This window comes from Micromonospora sp. BL1, from assembly GCF_003667485.1.
GTDB lineage: Bacteria > Actinomycetota > Actinomycetes > Mycobacteriales > Micromonosporaceae > Micromonospora > Micromonospora tulbaghiae.
Genome location: NZ_RCVK01000163.1, coordinates 1 through 20,185 on the forward strand (window position 1 = coordinate 1; position 20,185 = coordinate 20,185).

At 73.3% G+C, this 20,185-nt stretch carries 16 protein-coding genes and 1 pseudogene; 13 read left to right on the forward strand and 4 right to left on the reverse strand.

The genetic code is table 11. The features are described 5' to 3' along the window. Positions 1 to 493 (forward strand): annotated as a pseudogene (locus EAD96_RS06165) (DedA family protein); the annotation flags it as partial. Between the two features lie 32 nt (positions 494 to 525). Continuing rightward, positions 526 to 1,395, forward strand: a complete 870-nt coding sequence (locus tag EAD96_RS06170) for a lytic transglycosylase domain-containing protein (protein WP_121683568.1) — start codon at positions 526 to 528, stop codon at positions 1,393 to 1,395. A 54-nt stretch (positions 1,396 to 1,449) separates the two neighbouring features. On the opposite strand, the gene EAD96_RS06175 is transcribed toward EAD96_RS06170, so the two are convergent. Further along, positions 1,450 to 3,576 carry an MMPL family transporter gene (locus tag EAD96_RS06175; protein WP_121683569.1) on the reverse strand — a complete coding sequence of 709 codons (2,127 nt, stop codon included), beginning with the start codon at positions 3,574 to 3,576 and terminating at the stop codon, positions 1,450 to 1,452. Positions 3,577 to 3,712: 136 nt separating this feature from the next. Here EAD96_RS06175 and EAD96_RS06180 point away from each other — a divergent pair, with 136 nt between their 5' ends. The 5 genes from EAD96_RS06180 to EAD96_RS06200 all read left to right on the forward strand — a co-directional run bounded on the left by EAD96_RS06180 (position 3,713) and on the right by EAD96_RS06200 (position 8,962). Next, entirely contained in the window at positions 3,713 to 4,231 is a 519-nt protein-coding gene (locus tag EAD96_RS06180; RefSeq protein ID WP_091420471.1) for a MarR family winged helix-turn-helix transcriptional regulator, read from the forward strand. Next, positions 4,228 to 5,883 (forward strand): CocE/NonD family hydrolase, encoded by a 1,656-nt coding sequence (locus EAD96_RS06185; RefSeq protein ID WP_199733080.1) that lies wholly within the window; start codon positions 4,228 to 4,230, stop codon positions 5,881 to 5,883. Before EAD96_RS06180 ends, EAD96_RS06185 begins: the two co-directional genes overlap by 4 nt. Positions 5,884 to 6,053: 170 nt before the next feature. Next, complete coding sequence (locus tag EAD96_RS06190) at positions 6,054 to 6,962, forward strand: hypothetical protein (RefSeq protein ID WP_120568908.1); 909 nt, start codon at positions 6,054 to 6,056, stop codon at positions 6,960 to 6,962. 97 nt (positions 6,963 to 7,059) lie between these two features. Beyond that, positions 7,060 to 7,635, forward strand: a complete 576-nt coding sequence (locus EAD96_RS06195) for a helix-turn-helix transcriptional regulator (RefSeq protein WP_120568909.1) — start codon at positions 7,060 to 7,062, stop codon at positions 7,633 to 7,635. A gap of 52 nt (positions 7,636 to 7,687) precedes the next feature. Continuing rightward, complete coding sequence (locus tag EAD96_RS06200; protein WP_121683576.1) at positions 7,688 to 8,962, forward strand: MFS transporter; 1,275 nt, start codon at positions 7,688 to 7,690, stop codon at positions 8,960 to 8,962. A 49-nt stretch (positions 8,963 to 9,011) separates the two neighbouring features. Here EAD96_RS06200 and EAD96_RS06205 read toward each other — a convergent pair whose 3' ends face one another. Beyond that, a complete protein-coding gene (locus EAD96_RS06205; RefSeq protein WP_013287480.1) occupies positions 9,012 to 9,215 on the reverse strand; it encodes a cold-shock protein in 204 nt (67 codons plus the stop codon). A 180-nt stretch (positions 9,216 to 9,395) separates the two neighbouring features. Between EAD96_RS06205 and EAD96_RS06210 the strand changes: the two genes are divergently transcribed. Next, a complete protein-coding gene (locus EAD96_RS06210; RefSeq protein ID WP_121683577.1) occupies positions 9,396 to 10,070 on the forward strand; it encodes a methyltransferase in 675 nt (224 codons plus the stop codon). Between the two features lie 89 nt (positions 10,071 to 10,159). Continuing rightward, on the forward strand, positions 10,160 to 10,768 hold the full coding sequence (locus EAD96_RS06215; protein ID WP_120568910.1) for a DedA family protein: 609 nt from the start codon (positions 10,160 to 10,162) through the stop codon (positions 10,766 to 10,768). Positions 10,769 to 10,813: 45 nt separating this feature from the next. Here the strand turns inward: EAD96_RS06215 and EAD96_RS06220 are convergent, their stop codons facing one another. Together EAD96_RS06220 and EAD96_RS06225 are read right to left on the reverse strand one after the other, a co-directional pair. Next, a complete protein-coding gene (locus tag EAD96_RS06220) occupies positions 10,814 to 11,467 on the reverse strand; it encodes an MBL fold metallo-hydrolase (RefSeq protein ID WP_121683578.1) in 654 nt (217 codons plus the stop codon). 8 nt (positions 11,468 to 11,475) lie between these two features. Continuing rightward, the gene (locus EAD96_RS06225; RefSeq protein ID WP_091420456.1) at positions 11,476 to 12,192 is read right to left on the reverse strand and encodes a maleylpyruvate isomerase family mycothiol-dependent enzyme; all 717 of its coding nucleotides are present in this window, start codon (positions 12,190 to 12,192) and stop codon (positions 11,476 to 11,478) included. Between the two features lie 238 nt (positions 12,193 to 12,430). Between EAD96_RS06225 and rsgA the strand changes: the two genes are divergently transcribed. The 4 genes from rsgA to uvrC all read left to right on the forward strand — a co-directional run bounded on the left by rsgA (position 12,431) and on the right by uvrC (position 19,300). Then, a complete protein-coding gene (gene rsgA / locus EAD96_RS06235) occupies positions 12,431 to 13,510 on the forward strand; it encodes a ribosome small subunit-dependent GTPase A (protein WP_121683572.1) in 1,080 nt (359 codons plus the stop codon). Between the two features lie 210 nt (positions 13,511 to 13,720). After that, positions 13,721 to 16,663: an excinuclease ABC subunit UvrA gene (gene uvrA / locus EAD96_RS06240; protein ID WP_121683573.1), complete on the forward strand. Its 2,943-nt coding sequence runs from the start codon at positions 13,721 to 13,723 to the stop codon at positions 16,661 to 16,663. Between the two features lie 118 nt (positions 16,664 to 16,781). After that, positions 16,782 to 17,270 (forward strand): Rieske (2Fe-2S) protein, encoded by a 489-nt coding sequence (locus tag EAD96_RS06245; RefSeq protein ID WP_121683574.1) that lies wholly within the window; start codon positions 16,782 to 16,784, stop codon positions 17,268 to 17,270. Positions 17,271 to 17,353: 83 nt separating this feature from the next. Beyond that, a complete protein-coding gene (uvrC, locus tag EAD96_RS06250) occupies positions 17,354 to 19,300 on the forward strand; it encodes an excinuclease ABC subunit UvrC (RefSeq protein ID WP_121683575.1) in 1,947 nt (648 codons plus the stop codon). Positions 19,301 to 20,185: the final 885 nt, after the last annotated feature.

The following is a 20,185-nucleotide window of genomic DNA, read 5'->3' on the forward strand; positions in this document are numbered from 1 at the left end:
GGCCGACCCGCTCGGGGTGCTGGGCACTGTCGGCGCCGCCGTACCGCTGGTGTTGCTCGTCGTCGTCGCGGACCTGACCGGTCCGGGCGGCCCGGACCGCCCCGGTGACCTGTTCCCGACGCAGAACGCGGTGGTGACCGCGAGTTTCGGCACGCTCGCCTGGCTGCTGTCGCGGGGTGCCCGCTGGCCGGTGGGCGCGGCGGTGTGGACGGCCGCGTCGGCGGGGGTGGTCACTGTCACCGGCGCGCGGCTCTACCTGGGCTTCAGTACGGCCAGCGGCACCGTCACGGCGGTCCTGCTCGGCCTCACCTGGACGACCGTGTTCGTGGTGGCGTGGGCGACCCGGAACCGGCTGGCGGACCGCGACGAGCGTCCGGCCGACGCCGAGCCCGGTGATCGGCCGGCCGGCGCGGTCCCGGCGGAGTCGCCGCCCCGGCCCCGGCGGCGCCGGCCCGCGTCGCGGGTACCCCCCGGACCTGTCGATCCTTGCTAGGGTGCGCCGACGGGGGACTACGGGGAGGTCCGATGCGGCGAGGACTCGGCCGGTGGGCCGTGACGGTGGTGGCGCTGTTCGCGGCGGCCACGCTGACGGCGTGCGGCGAGCAGGAACAGCCGGTGCGGGAGGTCGCCGTGGAACTGCCCACGGCGGCGCCGGCGGAGCAACCCCAGGAGGCGCCGGCCGACGCGCCGAGCGAGGAGCCGGCGGCGGTCGCGGCGATGGGCGGTCGGCCCAGCCCGAGCGCGTCGGCGAAACCGAAGCCGCGGGCGAAGCCGACCCGCACGACCACGGCGCCGCTGGCCCGGCCGAAGCCGCCGACCGAGACCCAGGTGCCACCGGCGCCACCGAAGCCGGTGGACGACGGCTGCAAGCCGACCTACCGGGGCACCAAGGCCAGCCAGAGCCAGGTCAAGGCGGCGCTCGCCGACGCCGCGGCGCGTACCTACTGGCCGACCTCGGCGCCGGACATCCGCATCCCGTCGGCGCTGCTGAAGGCCACCGCCTGGCAGGAGAGCGGGTGGCAGTCCAACATCATCGCCTGTGACGGCGGGGTCGGGCTGATGCAGGTCATGCCCGCCACGGCGGAGTGGATGAACCAGCGGTTCGGCCAGTCGTACGACATCGACGCCTACCGGGACAACGCCTACCTGGGCGGCACCTACCTGGCCTGGCTGACCAAGTACATCGGCGACATGTACTTCGAGTCCGACTACCGGCTCGACGCCTCGCTGTGCACCAGCGAGCTGAACTCCTGCCTGCTCAACGCCGTGATCGCCGCCTACAACTACGGGCACGGCGCGGTGGCGCGGGAGGACCAGCCGCTGGCCATCCCCAACCCGCAGTACGTGCGCAACGTGCGGGCGCTGATGACCGAGTGCGAGTGCCTGAGCTTCTGAGCGACCGGACGATCGGGCGGGGGCCGGCGCGTACGCCGGCCCCCGCCCGCCGGTTCAGTCCCGTGCGGGAACCGGCTCGGCCGACGCCCCGGTTGACGCGTCGGCGTCCCGGGTGATCCGTCCGGGCCACCAGAACCGGTCGCCGAGCAGGAACGCCAGCGCCGGCACCAGGACGGTCCGGACCAGCAGCGTGTCCAGCAGCACGCCGATGCAGACGATGATGCCGATCTGGGTGAGCGTGATCAGCGGCAGCACGCCGAGCACCGCGAACACCGCCGCCAGCAGGATGCCGGCGCTGGTGATGACGCCGCCGGTGACCCGCAGCGCCGACAGCATGCCGTCGCGGGTGCCGCTGCGCCGGGCGTCCTCCCGGGCCCGGGTGACCAGGAAGATGTTGTAGTCGACGCCGAGCGCGACCAGGAACACGAACGCGAGCAGCAGCACCCCGCTGTCCAGCGCCGGGAAGTCCAGCACGTGGTCGAAGAGCAGCCAGGCCGCGCCGAGGCTGGCGAAGAACGAGCCGATGACCGTGAGCACCAGCAGCAGCGGCGCCAGCAGCCCGCGCAGCAGCAGCACCAGCACCGCGCCGACCAGCAGCAGGATGAGCGGCAGGATCAGCTGCAGGTCCTTGGTGTTGGCCTCGTTCGAGTCGTACGTCGCGGCGACCGAACCACCGACCAGGGCGCCGTCGGGGGCGTCCGCGCCCTCCACGGCGGGCGGTGCCGAGTCCGGTACGGCGGACACGGCGTCGCGCAGCGCCACCACGGCCCGGTCGGACGCGGCGCTGCCCGGCTCGGCGGTGAGCACCACGTCGATCTGGGCGACCCGGTCCCCGGCGGCGCCGGGCCGGGCCGAGGCGACCCCGTCGACGCCGCCGGCCGCGGCGAGGACGGCCTGGGCGGCCTGCGGGGTGGTGAGCACCGCGACCGGCTGGGTGCTGCCGGCCGGGAACGCCCGGGCGAGCGTCTCCGCTCCGGCGACCGCCTCCGGCTTCTCGCTGAACTGCTCGGTCTCGGACAGCCCGGTGCGGATGCCCAGGCCGCCGAGGGCGAGGCCGGCGAGCAGCAGGACGGCGAGCGCGGCGACCGGCAGCGGCCGGCGGACGACCAGCTCGCCGAGGCGGCCCCAGATCCGGCCCTCGCGGGCGGCGCTGCCGACGCGGGGGACGAACGGCCAGAACAGGCCCCGGCCGAACAGCAGCAGGGCGGCGGGGAGCACGAACAGAGCGGAGAGCATGGCGAAGATCACGCCGGTGGCGCAGGCCAGTGCGAGCGCCCGGTTGGTCTCCTGCTCGGACAGCAGCAGTGTGAGCACGCCGAGGACGACGGTGCTGCCGCTGGCCAGGATCGGCTCGGCGGTGCGGCGCAGCGCGGACCGCATGGCGGCGAACCGGTCCTCCTCGCGGCGCAGCTCCTCGCGGTAGCGGGCGATGAGCAGCAACGCGTAGTTGGTGGCGGCGCCGAACACCAGCACGCTGGCGATGCCCGTCACCTGCCCGCTGGGCAGGTAGATGCCGAAGGCCGGTACGAGGGACTCCACCACGCGCAGCGTGATCTGCTCGGTCGCGCCCACCACCAGCAGCGGCACCAGCCACAGGAACGGGCTGCGGTAGGTGACGAGCAGCAGCACCGCCACCACGGCGGCGGTGACCAGCAGCAGCGTGGTGTCGGCGCCCTGGAACACCTTGCCCAGGTCGGCGGTGAACGCGGGCCCGCCGGTGACCTCGACGGTCAGCTCGCCGGGCAGGTCACCGACCGCCTCGCGGAGCTTCTCCACCTCGTCGACCACCGCCGACGGCCCGCCCTCGGTGGACAGCGGCACCGCGACCAGCGCCACGGTGCCGTCCGGGGAGACCTGGGCGGGGGAGACCCGCCCGCCGGCGGCGAGCGAGCCGAGGTCGCCGGAGATGCCGTCGAGCGTGCTGCGGTCCGCGCCGCTGAGCGGGCCCCCGTCGGCGCGGCTGACCACCACCAGGGCGGTCTGGGCGTCCTTGGAGGGCAACTGCTCCTGGAGCCGCTCGACCTGTGTCGACTGCCACTCCACGGACAGGCCGGTGTCGGAGACGGGCGCCGGATTGTCCGGCTTCGGCAGTCCGAAGGCGACCACGCCGACGACGAGCGCGGCGGCCAGCGTGAGCCAGGCGGCCAGCCGGCCCCGGACGACGCGGGTGAACAGAGACATCTGATGCCCTCACATATTGGTCGCGGGGGATTCTCTCTTAACGAGTATCTTGATGAGCGAGATTATCCGGGGTGGTTCTATGCTGCAACCGGAACTGTTCGACAGGGGGTGGCGGCAAGCGGTGGCGGCGCACAGGATGTACCGGCGACGCGACGACCCACGCGGTCGCATGGTGGCCGACATCACCAACGACCTGCGTCGTTACTCGGTCGACGCGCAGCACATCGGGCACGCGTTCGCCGGCCTGCACGGCCTCAACGCCACCGACCTGTACGCCCTGATCGCGGTCATGGAGGCCGAGCTGGTGGGCGACCCGATCACCCCCGGCCGGCTCGGCGAGGCGCTCAACCTCTCCTCCGGCTCGGTGACCGCGCTCGTCGACCGGCTGGAACGCGGCGGCCACATCCGGCGCGACCGGGACACCGCCGACCGCCGCAAGATCCTCCTGCACTACGCCGACCGCGGCGCCACGCTCGCGCAGAGCTTCTTCGGTCCGCTGGGTCGCCGTACCGACGAGGTGATGGAGCGCTTCAGCGACGACGAACTGGCGGTGGTGCACCGGTTCATGGCCGAGATGGTGCACTCCATGCGGACCCACCGGGACGAGATCCGCGCCGCCCCCCGTCGCGGCGCCGCCTCCGGCCCGGCCGACTGATCATGCGGCTGGTCACCCGGGCCGCCACCGCGGCGCTGCGACTGCCCGCCGCCCGCACCGGGCGGGTCGCCGTCACCCGGGACATCCCGGTCCGGGTACGCGACGGCGTGACGCTGCGCACCGACCACTACGCGCCCGGCCTGCCCGCCGCGCCGTGCGTGCTGATCCGCACCCCGTACGGGCGGGGCGGGCCGGTCCGGCTGCTGGGCCGCCTGATCGCCGAGCGGGGCTTCCACGTGGTGATCCAGTCGTGCCGCGGCACGTTCGGCTCCGGCGGCGAGTTCGCCCCGCTCGTGCACGAGCGCGAGGACGGCCTGGACACGCTGGACTGGCTGCGCCGCCAGCGGTGGTGGACCGGCGCGTTCGGCATGTTCGGCGCCAGCTACCAGGGCTTCGTGCAGTGGGCGCTCGCCGCCGAGGCGGGCGACGAGCTGCGCGCTATGGTCGCCGTGGTGACCGCGTCGGCCACCCGCGACTCGACGTACGCGGGGGAGTCGTTCGCGCTGGACACGGTGCTCACCTGGGCCGAGCTGCTCCAGGCGCAGACGGTGCCCTGGCTGGCCCGGCAGTGGGAACTCAAGCGCGGCCAGCCCCGGCTCGCCCGCGCCCTGGCGCACCTGCCGCTGGCCGAGGCCGACCGGGTCGCCACCGGCGTGACGGTGCCGTTCTTCCAGGAGTGGCTGCGCCACCACACCCCAGACGCCGACTACTGGCGTACCCGGGTCTTCGGCGACCGGATCACCGAGGTCCACGCGCCGGTCGCCATGGTCAGCGGCTGGCAGGACATCTTCCTGCCGGCCCAGCTCGACGACTACGCCCGCCTGCGGGCCGCCGGGGCGCGGACCCGCCTGGTCGTCGGGCCGTGGACGCACGGCAGCCCCGGGCTGCTCCTGGCCTCGCTGCGGGAGGGCCTGGACTGGCTCGACACCCACCTGGCCGGGCGGCCCGGGCCGGAACGCGCGCCGGTGCGGGTGCACGTCGGCGGCGCCGGCGGCGGCTGGCGTGACCTGCCGGACTGGCCGCCACCGGCCACGCCCGCCCGGTGGCACCTGCGCTCCGCGGGAGGGCTGGCCCCGGAGCCGCAGGAGCGCGGCGCGCCGGACCGGATCTGGTACGACCCGGCCGACCCCACCCCGTCGCTCGGTGGCCCGCTGCTTGTCGCCCAGCGGGCCGGCGCGGTGGACAACCGGCCGGTCGAGGCCCGCCCCGACGTGCTCACCTACACCAGCGAGCCGTTGCGTGACCCGGTCGAGGTGGCCGGGCCGGTACGCGCCGAGATCCACCTGCGCAGCGAACTGTCGTACCTGGACGTGTTCGTGCGTCTGTGCGACGTGGACCGGCGCGGACGCTCCTGGAACGTCTGCGACGGCCTGGTCCGCGTCGAGCCCGGGCGGTTCCCGCGCGATCCGTCCGGAGTGGTCACCGTGCCGGTGACGCTCTGGCCGACGGCGTACCGCTTCGCGTCCGGGCACCGGCTGCGGGTGCAGGTCTCCGGCGGCGCCCATCCCCGCTACGCGCGCAACCCCGGCACCGGCGAGCCACTCGGCACCGCTGTGACCCTCCGTGCTGGCTGGCGGGAGGTCCTCCACGATCGTGAGCATCCCTCGGCGTTGGTGCTGCCGCTCGTGCCGGCACCGTCCACAGCGGGCTGATAGTTCAAAAAACCGCCTCTGAGCTGGGCACTTTCGCCTAACCGTGGTTAAGCTCGGAGCAAGTGCCCGGTGCCGTGCAGTTATCCGGCGGGGCGCGTCCGCGGATCGCATGTCATCACGCGGTGTGATTGTCGTGCCCTCGCCGGTCATCGATCGGAAGGGGAGCTGCCATGACGTCGGCCCCGGCGAACCTGCTGGCCGTCCGGAACCTGTTACTCACCTACCTCAACGTCGACAAGAAGGCCGTACGCGCCGACGACCTGGAGCCGGCGGAGGTCGGCATCGTCGGCGACGTCAACCATCGCGGCGGCTACCACTGCGGCTCCGACCGGGTCGTCACGAACGACTACTCGGTGGTGGAGTCCAGCCGGGACCGGTCCGGGCTCACGCTGTACGCGTCGGCGCTGGACGTCGGCACGTTCTCCGTCCGCTCCGGTGGCGGGACGCACAACCTGCGGACCTTCTCCGCCTGGATGGTGGCGCAGTGCGCGGCGAACGCGGCCGACACCCGGGACATCCGGGAGATCATCTACTCCCCGGACGGGCGGACGGTGCGCCGCTGGGACCGGCTGGGCCGGCGGACCAGCGGTGACAGCAGTCACCTGTTCCACACCCACTTCAGCTTCTTCCGCGACTCCACAAAGGCGGGGCGGGACCAGACCCCGCTGTTCCGCCGCTACCTCACCGCGATCGGGATGATCGCCGTCGTGAAACCGGAGGACGACATGGAACAGACCGACAAGCTCATCGGCAACACCGGCTCGAAGGGCCGTACGGTCGGCGACGTCCTGGCCGACCTGCAGAACCTGCGCAACTGGCTCATCTCGCCGGTGAACACCACCGGCCTGGTCAACCCGCCGATGGCGAACTCGCCGTTGCAGCAGATGCTGGCGATGCTGCGCGCGTGGCCGGCGCTGGTGGCGCAGGTGAACGAGTTGTCCGGCAAGGACTTCACCGACGAGGAACAGATCGTCTCCGGGGTGCTGGCCGGGCTGCCGCCGGAGAAGATCGCCGAGGCCATCCCGCCGCAGATCGCCCGGGACGTGGCCGACGAACTGTCCCGCCGGCTGACCGCCTGACCGTCCGGCGCCGCGACCCTCGCGTCGCGGCGCCGCGGTCCGGCCAATTCGGCAAGAGGTGTTGCGCAACAGCTCTTGCAGATGCCAGACTCCCCGCATGGAACAGCACACCGTCCGCCAGGTCACCGACTCGCGGGTGCTCGCCGCGCTCGCCCACCCACTGCGTCGCCGGCTCATGGACGTGCTCAAGGTGTACGGCCCGTGCACCGTCGGCATGCTCGCCGAGCACACCGACCAGGCGCCGGCGAACGTGAGCCACCACCTCAAGGTGCTCGCCGCCGCCGACCTGCTGGTCGAGGCGCCCGAGCTGGCCCGCGACCGCCGGGAACGCTGGTGGAAGCCCCGCAGCCGGGGCGTGCGCTGGTCCGAGTCCGACTTCGGCGACGACCCGTCCACCCGGGTGGTCGTCGAGGCCGCCGGCTCGCTCAACCTGGCGCGGCACACCGAGCTGGTGCGGGCCTGGCACACCGCGTCCGACGAGACGCACGCCGCGTGGAACGACGCACCGTTCAGCACCGACCACTGGCTGCACCTGACCCCGGACGAGTTGGAGGCGCTCGGCCGCGAGGTGATCGCCCTGCTCACCCGATGGGCCGACCGGCCGGTGCCCGACGACGGGCAGCGCCGCGAACCGGTCTTCGTGTTCGCCCACGGCGTCCCGGGCCGTCCGTGACCGCCCACAGCGTTCCGGCGCCGGCCGCGAACGCCGTACCGGGGTGCCCGTGGTGACCGCCCCCGCGCGCCCGTCCGAGCGCCCCGCCCCGCCGCGCGGCGGTCTGTTCCGGCACCGCGACTTCCGGCTGCTCTGGACCGCCCACACGGTCAGCGCCGTGGGCAGCAACATGACAGTCGTGGCGCTGCCGCTGGTGGCGGTCGCGGTGCTCGACGCGACCACGTTCCAGGTGGCGGTGCTCACCGCGGCCGCGTGGCTGCCGTGGCTGCTCGCCGGCCTGCCGGTCGGAGCGTGGGTCGACCGCGTCCGCCGCCGGCCCGTGATGATCGCCGCCGACCTGGCCGGCGCCGCGCTGTTCGCGAGCGTGCCGGTGGCGGCCCTGCTCGGACTGCTCACCGTCGGCCACCTGCTGGTCGTGGCGCTCGGCGCCGGGCTGGCCCGGGTGTTCTTCGAGACCGCCGACCAGGTCTACCTGCCCACGCTGCTGCGTCCCGAGCAGGTGCCCGAGGCCAACGCCCGGCTGCACGCCACCCAGACGGCGAGCTACCTCGTCGGGCCCGGTCTGGCCGGTCTGGTCGCTCAGATCGTCGGCGCGGTGGCAGCGGTGGCGCTGGACGCGCTGAGCTTCCTGTTCTCCGCGCTGTGCCTGCGCCGCATCCGCGCCGTCGAGGCCCGGCCGCACCGTCCCGCCGGTACGGCGTCGCTGCGCCGGGAGGTCGCCGCCGGGCTGCGGTTCGTCGTGCGCGACCCGTACCTGCGGGTGCTGACGGTCTTCGGGGCAGCGAGCAACATCGGGCTCACCGGCTACCAGGCGGTGCTCGTGGTGTTCCTGGTCCGCTCGGCCGAGCTGCCCGCCGGGCTGGTCGGCCTCCTGATCGGACTCGCCAGCCTGGGTGGCGTGATCGGCGCCGCGCTGGCCGCGCGCCTGTCCCGCCGGCTCGGCAGCGCCCGCACGCTTCTCGTCGCCGGCGCCCTGACCGGCCCGCCCGCGCTGCTGATCCCGCTCGCCGGCCCGGGCGCGCGCACCGGCTGGCTGGTGCTCGGCGGGGTGCTGGTGAGCCTCGGCGTCGCCTTCGGCAACGTGGTCAAGGGCAGCTTCCGGCAGACGTACACGCCGCACCGGCTGCTCGGCCGCGTCACGGTGAGCATGCATCTGCTCAACTACGGGACGATTCCGCTGGCCGCCCTGCTCGCCGGAGCGCTGGGCGCGGCGTGGGGGCCGGGCGGCGCGATCCGGGTGATGACCGCCTGGCTGGCGCTGACCCCGCTGATCCTGCTGGCCGGGCCACTACGGAGACGGCGCGACCTGCCGACCGCGCCGTCCTGATGATGCACTGCGGCGGCGGTCGGAGCCCGACCGCCGCCACCGGCACGCGTTACATCGGACGAACGTTGTCCGCCTGCGGGCCCTTCTGCCCCTGGGTCACCTCGAACTCGACCTTCTGGCCCTCGTTCAGCTCGCGGTAGCCACTGCTCTGGATGGCCGAGTAGTGGACGAACACGTCCGGGCCTCCGCCGTCCTGCTCGATGAAGCCGAAGCCCTTTTCCGAGTTGAACCACTTGACCGTGCCGGTTGCCATGCGTCTCTCCCTGTTCAATGCGAGCGAGCACCGGCTCCGCGGCCGGTGATCGCCCTGTACCACCCCGACAGTAACCGTCCGGACCGGAATTCGCTGCCGGAAGCGCGCGGCGCGCCCGTGAATACGTGCGCGACCGGAAAAAGAGCCCGCCGCCGGGCCGGGCACGGCATGCTTGCCCCGATGAACAGGCAGACGGCTCTGGCCGACCTGGAGCAGGAGATCGCGGCACCCGGCGGGGGCCCGGACCGCCTGCGCCTGGTCGGTACGCCGTTCGTGCCGGAGGTACGCCTGCACCTGGCCGAGGACGCCATCCTGTGGTGGGCCCGGATGGAGGCCGCCGCCGGGCGGTCGCTGCCGCCGCCGTACTGGGCGTCGGTCTGGGCCGGTGGCCAGGCGCTGGCCCGGCACCTGCTGGACCACCCCGAACTGGTCGCCGGGCGGAGGGTGCTCGACCTGGGCGCCGGATCGGGGCTGGTCGCCATCGCCGCCGCACTCGCCGGGGCCGACCAGGTGGTCGCCAACGACATCGACCCGTACGCGGTGGCGGCGGTCACCGTCAACGCCCGGGCCAACCGGGTCCGGGTCGCCGCCGACGGCGCCGACCTGCTCGACGGGGTGGCCGCCGCCGACCTGCTGGTGGCCGGGGACGCGCTCTACGACGCGGGCCTGGCCGCCCGGGTCCTGCCCTACCTGCGACGGTGCGCCGCGCACGGCGTGCAGGTGCTGGTCGGCGACCCGGACCGGGGCCACCTGCCGCCGGACGGACTGGAGCTGGTGGCCAGCTATCCGGTGCCGACCACCGAACCTTCGGTCGACTCCCCGGTACGCCGGGTGCAGGTGCTGCGACCCCGCTGACCCTAAGGGTCCGCCCGGGCGGGTGTCGGGGACCACTGGGGGATCATGCCCGATGTGCCGGCGTGCCGCCGGGGCATAGCGTGCAGCTCATGAACGAGATCGCGGCCGCCGCCGGTGAGCTGCCCACCATCCTGCTGATGGGGCTGCTCGGCGTGGTCATGCTCGCCGACGCCGTACCCCTGATCGGGGTGCTGGTGCCCGGCGACGCCGCGGTCCTGGCCGCGGTCGGCGCGGGTCGTCCGGCCGGCGGGGCGCTCACCGTCGCGGCGGTGGTCGCGGGCTGCCTGGCCGGCTGGTCGCTGAGCTTCTTCGCCGGCCGGCGCTGGGGCGGGCGGCTGCGGGACAGCCGGGTGGGCGGCTGGATCGGCGAGTCCCGCTGGGCCGCCGCCGAGACGCTGCTGCACCGCGGCGGCGGACGGATCGTGCTGGTGGCGCCGTTCCTGCCGGTGTTCAACGCGCTGCTGCCGCTGGCCGCCGGCGGGCTGCGGATGTCGTACCGGCGGTTCCTGGCCTGCGCGGCGCTGGGGGCCACCGCGTGGGCCGGGCTCTACGTGGCGCTGGGGCTCGCCGCGCGGACGCTGACCGGCCTGCTGCCCGGTGCGCTCAACCCGACGGTGCTGACCATGGCGGTCGGGCTGCTGCTGGCCGGTCCGGTGCTGCTCGCCACCCGGCGCCGGCTGCGGGCGGTCACCGGCTGACCGCGCCCGGTCCGGCCGTCACGGGGGAGGCCGGACCGGGCGTGCTCACCAGCCGCGGGCGCGCCACTGCGGCAACGCGGGCCGCTCGGCGCCGATGGTGCTGTCCTTGCCGTGGCCGGGGTAGAACCAGGTGTCGTCCGGCAGCCGGTCGAAGAGCTTGGCCTCGACGTCGTCGATGAGCCGGCCGAAACGCTCCGGGTCCTGGTCCGTGTTCCCTACACCACCGGGGAACAGCGAGTCGCCGGTGAAAAGATGCGGGGTGCCGGCCGGGTCGCGGTAGAGCAGCGCGATCGAGCCCGGCGTGTGCCCGCGCAGGTGGATGACCTCCAGCGCGCAGTCGCCGACCGGCACCGTGTCGCCGTCGCCGAGCCGCTCGGCCTCGATGGGCAGACCCTCGGCGTCGTCGGCGTGCACCAGCGCGCGCGCCCCGGTCTTGGCCACCACCTCCTCCAGCGCGACCCAGTGGTCCATGTGCTGGTGCGTGGTCACCACGGCGGCCAGACCACCGTCGCCGACCAGCTCCAGCAGGCGCGGCGCCTCGTTCGCGGCGTCGATCAGCACCTGCTCGCCGGTGGCGTTGCAGCGCAGCAGATAGGCGTTGTTGTCCATCGGGCCCACCGACAGCTTGGTGACGGTGAGCCGGTCGAGCTCGCGCACGGCCGGCGGACCGCCGGGCGTGACGTCTCCGGTGTAGGTCATGACGATGTTCAGATCCATTCCGGTGGGTTCGGCAGAGGGCCGTCGGGTTCGACGGTGAGCAGCTCGCCCGCGCCCCGGCCGGTCAGCCAGGCGGCGAGTTCCGGCGCGGGGCCGGTGACCGTGGGCGCCCCCTCGGGGTCACCCACGACGAGTTCGGACGCCGCGCCGTCGAAACGCAGCACCATGGCGGGTGCGGCCGGGTTGCCGGCCAGCCCGGTCACCACCTCGTGCAGCAGCCGCTGGGCGAACGCCTCCGGCCAGTCCGCGGGCCGGTACCCGGCCGCCAGGTCGACGTGGTGCACCTCGACCTCGCGCAGCCGGCCCCAGACCAGCATCGCCGCCGGCCACGGGCCGCGCCGGGTCTGCACCGTGGCGCCCCAGGCCTCCACGGGCATCGCGGCGACCGCCGCGTCGAAGCGCTGGCCGCTGCGGCGTACGTCGTCCAGCAGGTCGGCCGGTCCGCGGCCGGCGCCGGCGTCGATGTCGTCGGCGCGGGCCTGCGCCGAGGCGTACATCGGGATCTCCTCGCCGGTGCGCGCCGAGGTGAGCAGGTTGACGAACCCGTCGGCGTTGCGGGCCAGGTGGGTGAGCACGTGCGCGCGGGTCCAGCCCGGCAGCAGCGAGGGCGCCGCGACGTCCGCGGCGGTCAGGCCGGACACGGTACGCAGCAGCCGGTCGTTCGCCTCGGCCAGCGCGCCGGTCAGCAGCAGGGGGTCGCTCGTCATCTCGTTCTCACGCGTCCGACCCTAGCGGGCCGGACCGGGCCGTGCCCGGGGGGAAATCGCTTTCGGCGCGTCGTCGTGCCACCTACCGTCGGGGCCGACGACATCGCCGCCGGCGCCGGACGCGCCGGGGTCCACGTCGTCGCGAACGCGGCACCGGGAGTCGGAGGGGAGGTGGTGCGCATGCCGGTCGCAACGCGTGTGTTCCGCCGTACCTCCCCTCGACACCGATGAGGACACCATGACTCTCGATCTGACCGCCCTCGGCTGGGACGCCGGCTGGGCGGCCCATCTCGACCGGCGTGCCGGCCACCGTCACGGGCGGGTCGCCCGGGTGGACCGGGGCGTCTGCACCGTGCTGTGCCCGCAGGGGCCGGTGCGGGCCAGCCTCGGCGGCGGCGTGCTGTCCGCCGCCGCCCGCGACCTGACCGCGCTGCCCTGCGCGGGCGACTGGGTACTGCTGTCCACCTGGCCCGACGGCCCGGTCACGGTGGAGGCGGTGCTGCCGCGGCGTACCGCCCTGGTGCGGCGTACCGCGGGCAAGGACGCCAGCGGCCAGGTGCTGGCCGCCAACCTCGACGCCGCCGCGGTGGTCGAGCCGGTGCACCCGGAACCGGACGCCGCGCGGATCGAACGGCTGCTCTCCCTGGTGCACGAATCCGGGGCGGAGCCGCTCGTCGTGCTGACCAAGGCCGACCTGGCCGCCGACCCGGCGGCGGTGGCCCGGCAGCTGGCCGACCTCGCGCCCGGGGTGCCGGTCCTGCCGGTCAGCGCCGAGCGGGGCACCGGCCTGGCGCCGCTGCGCCGGCACGTCGCCCCGGGACGCACGCTCGGCCTGCTCGGCCCCTCCGGCGCCGGCAAGTCGAGCCTGGTCAACGCGCTGGCCGGAGCCGACGTGATGCGCACCCAGGCGATCCGCCGCGTCGACGGCAAGGGCCGGCACACCACCACCTGGCGGTCGCTGGTGCCGCTGCCGGGTGGGGGAGCGGTGCTGGACACCCCCGGCGTACGGGCGGTCGGCCTGCTCGACGGCGCGTCCGGCCTGGACCGGGCGTTCGCCGACATCACCGAGCTGGCCGCCGGCTGCCGGTACGGCGACTGCGCCCACGACGCCGAGCCGGGCTGCGCGGTGCGGGAGGCGCTGGAGGACGGGGAACTGCCGGTGCGCCGCTGGGAGAGCTGGCGCCGGCTGCAGCGGGAGATCGAGCACGAGAGCGGCCGGCGCGCGGCCCGGCTGGCGGCCGAACGGCGGGGTGGCTGGCGGGGCGGGCGGCGACGCACCGGGCGTCCGGCGACCCCGCCCGCTCCCGGGGCATTCTGAACCGGCCCGGGCCCCGGTCGGGCCGACCTGCGTGGTTCGCGCCCGACCGGCCTGAGCTGGGGGAATGTTCGCGCGACGGAAGTTGTCATACGTCGGGGCTAGAGTTGCCGAGGCGTCTTTTCTGCGCCCCGACAACCTGTGAAAACCACCCAGACCCGGCGTCTGGTGCACAGATCCGCCTCATATCTTTCTTCCGGGAGCACACGCACCGTGGCCGACCGACTGATCATCCGTGGCGCGCGCGAGCACAACCTGCGTGACGTCAGTCTCGACCTGCCCCGGGACGCCCTGATCGTCTTCACCGGGCTCTCCGGTTCGGGCAAGTCGAGCCTGGCGTTCGACACCATCTTCGCCGAGGGGCAGCGCCGCTACGTCGAGTCGCTGTCGTCGTACGCCCGGCAGTTCCTCGGCCAGATGGACAAGCCCGACGTCGACTTCATCGAGGGCCTCAGTCCCGCCGTCTCCATCGACCAGAAGTCCACCTCGCGCAACCCGCGCTCCACCGTCGGCACGATCACCGAGGTCTACGACTACCTCCGCCTGCTGTTCGCCCGCATCGGCGAGCCGCACTGCCCGATCTGCGGCGAGCGGATCTCCAAGCAGAGCCCGCAGCAGATCGTCGACCGGGTCCTGGCCATGGCCGAGGGCACCCGGTTCATGGTGCTGGCGCCGGTGGTGCGCGGCCGCAAGGGCGAGTACGTCGACCTGTTCGCCGAGCTCCAGTCCAAGGGCTACGCCCGGGCCCGGGTCGACGGCGTGGTGCACCCGCTGACCGAGCCGCCGAAGCTCAAGAAGCAGGAGAAGCACACCATCGAGGTGGTGATCGACCGGCTCAGCGTCAAGCCCAGCGCCAAGCAGCGGCTGACCGACTCGGTCGAGGCCGCGCTCGGCCTCTCCGGCGGCCTGGTGCTGCTCGACTTCGTCGACCTGCCGGAGGACGACCCGGCCCGGGAGCGCCGCTACTCCGAGCACCTGGCCTGCCCGAACGACCACCCGCTCGCCATCGAGGACCTGGAACCCCGCGTCTTCTCCTTCAACGCCCCCTACGGCGCCTGCCCGGAGTGCACCGGCCTCGGCACCAAGAAGGAGGTGGACCCCGAACTGGTCATCCCCGACCCGGAGCGCACGCTGCGCGACGGCGCGATCCAGCCCTGGGCCACCGGGCACAACCTCGAATACTTCCTGCGGCTGCTGGAGGCGCTCGGCGAGGCCGAGCACTTCGACATCGACACGCCGTGGCGGGCGCTGCCGTCGCGGGCACAGAAGACGATCCTGCACGGCTCCGACGACCAGGTGCACGTGCGCTACCGCAACAAGTACGGCCGCGAGCGCTCCTACTACACCGGCTTCGAGGGCGTGGTGCAGTGGATCGAGCGCCGGCACACCGACACCGAATCGGAGTGGTCCCGGGAGAAGTACGAGGGCTACATGCGGGACGTGCCCTGCGCGGCCTGCGGCGGTACCCGGCTCAAGCCGGAGGTGCTCGCGGTCACGCTGGCCGGCAAGAGCATCGCCGAGGTCTGCAACCTCTCCGTCGGCGAGGCGGCCGACCTGCTGGCCGGCATCGAGCTGACCGACCGGCAGAAGATGATCGCCGAGCGGGTCCTCAAGGAGATCAACGCCCGGCTGAAGTTCCTGCTCGACGTCGGTCTGGACTACCTCTCGCTGGACCGCCCGGCCGGCACGCTCTCCGGCGGTGAGGCCCAGCGCATCCGGCTGGCCACCCAGATCGGCTCCGGCCTGGTCGGTGTGCTCTACGTGCTCGACGAGCCGTCGATCGGCCTGCACCAGCGGGACAACCACCGGCTCATCGAGACGCTGCTGCGGCTGCGCGGGCTGGGCAACACGCTGATCGTGGTCGAGCACGACGAGGACACCATCCGGGTGGCGGACTGGATCGTCGACATCGGCCCGGGCGCGGGCGAGCACGGCGGCGAGATCGTGCACAGCGGGTCGGTGCCGGCGCTGCTCGACAACACCGAGTCGGTCACCGGGGCGTACCTGTCCGGGCGCAAGTCCATCCCGACGCCGGCCACCCGCCGGCCGCAGACCCCGGGCCGCGAGCTGGTGGTGCACGGCGCGCGCGAGCACAACCTGCGCAACCTCACCGTGAGCTTCCCGCTCGGCCAGCTCATCGCCGTCACCGGCGTCAGCGGCTCGGGCAAGTCGACGCTGGTGAACGACATTCTCTACACCGTGCTGGCCAACCAGATCAACGGCGCCCGGCTGGTGCCCGGCCGGCACACCCGGATCACCGGCCTGGAGAACGTGGACAAGGTCGTCGGCGTGGACCAGTCGCCGATCGGGCGGACGCCGCGCTCCAACCCCGCCACCTACACCGGCGTCTGGGACCACATCCGCAAGCTCTTCGCCGAGACCACCGAGGCCAAGGTCCGCGGGTACGGCCCGGGCCGGTTCTCGTTCAACGTCAAGGGCGGGCGCTGCGAGGCGTGCTCCGGCGACGGCACCATCAAGATCGAGATGAACTTCCTGCCGGACGTCTACGTCCCCTGTGAGGTGTGCAAGGGCGCGCGCTACAACCGCGAGACGCTGGAGGTGCACTACAAGGGCAAGACGGTCGCCGAGGTGCTGGACATGCCGATCGAGGAGGCGGCCGAGTTCTTCTCCGCCATCCCGGCCATCCACCGGCACCTCCGGACGCTCGTCGACGTCGGCCTCGGCTACGTCCGGCTCGGCCAGCCCGCGCCGACGCTGTCCGGCGGCGAGGCGCAGCGCGTCAAGCTCGCCTCCGAACTCCAGAAGCGCTCCACCGGCCGTACCGTCTACGTGCTCGACGAGCCCACCACCGGCCTGCACTTCGAGGACATCCGCAAGCTGCTGATGGTGCTGGAGGGCCTGGTCGACAAGGGCAACACGGTCATCACCATCGAGCACAACCTCGACGTGATCAAGACGGCCGACTGGCTCATCGACATGGGGCCGGAGGGCGGTCACCGGGGCGGCACCGTCATCGCCACCGGCACGCCGGAGGAGGTCGCCGAGGTGCCGGCGAGCCACACCGGGCAGTTCCTGCGGCCGATCCTCAAGCTCGACGGCGAGGCCAAGGGCGCCAAGGCGGCCACCACCCGGGCGGCCAAGGCCAACGGCAGCGCCAAGTCGCGCGCCCGCAAGGTCCCCGCCGGGGCGCGCTGACCCATCCGGTACGCGTTTTCACAGGCCGGGCAGCGAATGCCCGGCCTGTGACGCGCCAGTATGAACCGTGCCCCACGCTGGTGCGTGTTTCCGCAGTAAGCCGAGAGAAAGGCCGGACATGAGTGATGATCAGGCGCTGACCCGACCGGTCACCCAGAGTCGCCGTACCCTGCTCGCCGGAGCCGGAGCGCTCGGCGCGGCCGTGGTGCTCGCGGGCTGCGGCAGCGACGACGACGCGTCCCCCGGGCTCGCCCCGACCAGCGGCGGCCCGCCCGGCGCCACCGCGACCGGCGACGCCGGCGGCGGCGACCGGGACGGCGGCAGCGCGCTGGCGCGCACCTCGGACATCCCGGTCGGCGGCGGTGCCGTCTTCGCCAGCCAGGGCGTGGTGATCACCCAGCCCGAGGCCGGCCAGTTCAAGGCGTTCGACCCGATCTGCACGCACCAGCGCTGCCCGGTGTCGAACGTCGACGGCGGCACGATCAACTGCACCTGCCACAACAGCCGGTTCTCGATCGTCGACGGCTCGGTGAAGGGCGGCCCGGCCACCAAGCCGCTCGCGGCGAAGGAGATCAAGGTCGACGGCGACCAGATCAAGCTGGCTTGACCTGTTCCGCGCCCCCGTCGGCCGGTGGTCGGCGGGGGCGCGGCTCCGGTCGGGTGTCAGGGGTGCGGACTAGGCTTGACACCGTGGCTGACCCCTCGACCTACCGTCCCGCGCCCGGCACCATCCCGGAGTCGCCAGGGGTCTACCGCTTCCGCGACGGCACCGGCCGGGTGATCTACGTCGGCAAGGCGCGCAACCTGCGCAGCCGGCTCAACTCCTACTTCGCCGACCCGGTCGGCCTGCACCAGCGCACCCGGCAGATGGTGTTCACCGCCGAGTCGGTCGACTGGATCACCGTCGCCACCGAGGTCGAGGCGCTCCAGCAGGAATACACCTGGATCAAGCAGTACGACCCCCGGTTCAACGTCCGCTACCGCGACGACAAGTCGTACCCCTACCTCGCGGTCACGCTCGACGAGGAATACCCCCGGTTGCAGGTCATGCGCGGGGTGAAGCGCAAGGGTGTGCGCTACTTCGGGCCGTACTCCCACGCCTGGGCGATCCGCGAGACGCTCGACCTGCTGCTGCGGGTCTTCCCGGCACGCACCTGCTCGTCCGGGGTGTTCAAGCGGGCCGGGCAGGTCGGCCGGCCCTGCCTGCTCGGCTACATCGGCAAGTGCTCCGCGCCGTGCGTCGGCAGCGTCACCGCCGAACGGCACCGGGAGATCGTCGACGGCTTCTGCGACTTCATGGCCGGCCGCACCGACACCATGGTCCGGCGGCTCGAGAAGGAGATGCTCGACGCCAGTGAGCAGCTGGAGTTCGAGCGGGCCGCCCGGCTGCGTGACGACGTCGCGGCGCTGCGCCGGGCGATGGAGAAGCAGACGGTGGTGCTCGGCGACGGCACCGACGCCGACGTGGTCGCCTTCGCCGACGACCCGCTCGAAGCCGCCGTGCAGGTCTTCCACGTCCGCGGCGGCCGGGTGCGCGGCCAGCGCGGCTGGGTGGTGGAGAAGACCGAGGAGCTGACCACCGGCGACCTCGTACACCACTTCTGCACCCAGGTGTACGGCGGTGAGCAGGGCGAGGCCGACGTGCCCCGCGAACTGCTCGTGCCCGAGCTACCAGGCGACGCCGACGCGCTCGCCGAGTGGCTCACCGCCCGCCGGGGCAGCCGGGTGTCGCTGCGGGTGCCGCAGCGCGGCGACAAGCGGTCCCTGCTGGAGACCGTCGAACGCAACGCCAAGGACGCGCTGGCCCGGCACAAGCTCAAGCGGGCCGGTGACCTGACCACCCGCAGCCAGGCGCTCGACGAGATCGCCGACGCGCTCGGCATGAACACGTCGCCGCTGCGCATCGAGTGCTTCGACGTGTCCCAGATCCAGGGCACCGACGTGGTAGCCAGCATGGTCGTGTTCGAGGACGGACTGCCGCGCAAGAGCGAGTACCGCCGGTTCATCGTGCGCGGCGCCACCGACGACCTGTCGGCCATGTCCGAGGTGCTGCGGCGGCGCTTCGCCCGCTACCTCGACGCCCGCGCCGAAACCGGTGAGCTGGGCGAGGAGACCGCCTCCGACCCCGACCGGCCCGGCATCGACCCGACCACCGGGCGGCCGCGCAAGTTCGCGTATCCGCCGCAGCTCGTCGTGGTCGACGGCGGCCCGCCCCAGGTCGCCGCCGCCGCGAAGGCGCTCGCCGAGCTGGGCATCGACGACGTGGCGCTCTGTGGGCTGGCCAAGCGGCTGGAGGAGGTCTGGCTGCCCGACGACGAGTTCCCGGTGATCCTGCCGCGCACCTCCGAGGCGCTCTACCTGCTCCAACGCGTACGCGACGAGGCGCACCGCTTCGCCATCACGTTCCACCGCCAGCGGCGCTCCAAGCGGATGACCGAATCCGCGCTGGACAACGTCCCCGGCCTCGGCGAGGTACGCCGCAAGGCGCTGCTGCGGCACTTCGGCTCGCTGAAGCGGCTGTCGTCCGCCACGGTGGAGGAGATCACCGAGGTGCCCGGGGTGGGCAGGCGTACGGCCGAGGCGATCCTGGCCGCGCTGGACGGCTCCAGCACCACCGACGCCGCCCCCCGTCCCTGACTTCCGCTGCTTCGTCCGCCGTCCGCCGTCCGGCGCTGCTCGCCGTGGGGCCCGAGTGGAACCCCATGGGTGTCTCCGCACCGGTTTGACACCCATCACGTGCCACTGACGGGCGAGCTTCCCACCTGCTGCGAACTCTGTCCCACAAACTGAAAGCCGTGGCAGATCTTGGTACGGAAGTGCCCCCATAGGGGCCATTCGGTACCAAGATCTTGCTCACTGCGCGGGGCCTGCACCGGTGGGCCGATCCGTCATGCCGCCTCCTGTATGCAGGGCTCCCGCACAGGGAGGGCCGCCGACGCCCGCACCCGAGCTGACGCCCACGCCGATGCCCACGTCCCCGCCCGCGCGATCTTGCACTTACCGCCCCTGAGATGCCAGCTTTGCGAGGTTTGCCAGGCACTAAATTGCAAGATCGCGCGCGGCCGGGTGGATCTGTGGCGGCTGGCGTTCGATGCCGGCATTTCGCGGCCCTCTTCCCGCAACCCGCCGGGCCATCGCACTGAGGGTAGGTGGTTTGGTGCCCTATATCCGGTTCGGTTCCGGGGCGTGGGTGTGGTCGGTGCCATCGTGAGGGTGGAATCGGTGGCGGGCGCGGGGCGTTGTACATGGTTGACCGCCCAGGCATCAGGGTCGAGCGCCGAACACCGGCCGCCACGGCAGGTCGGGGAATCGGCCCGGCCCGGTCGTCGTTACATCCCCGAGCGACGGGCACCCCGCCGTCCCCGGGAATGGCCCCGGCCCGACGGTCGTTACATCCCCGGAGGCCGAGCCGCCCCGCCGGGCAGGCTCCCGGGCCGTCACCCCGGCCGGAAGCCTCGTCCGAGAGCCACCCGCCCGGGAATGGCCCCGGGTTACACCCCCGAGCCGCGGAGCAGGCCCCCC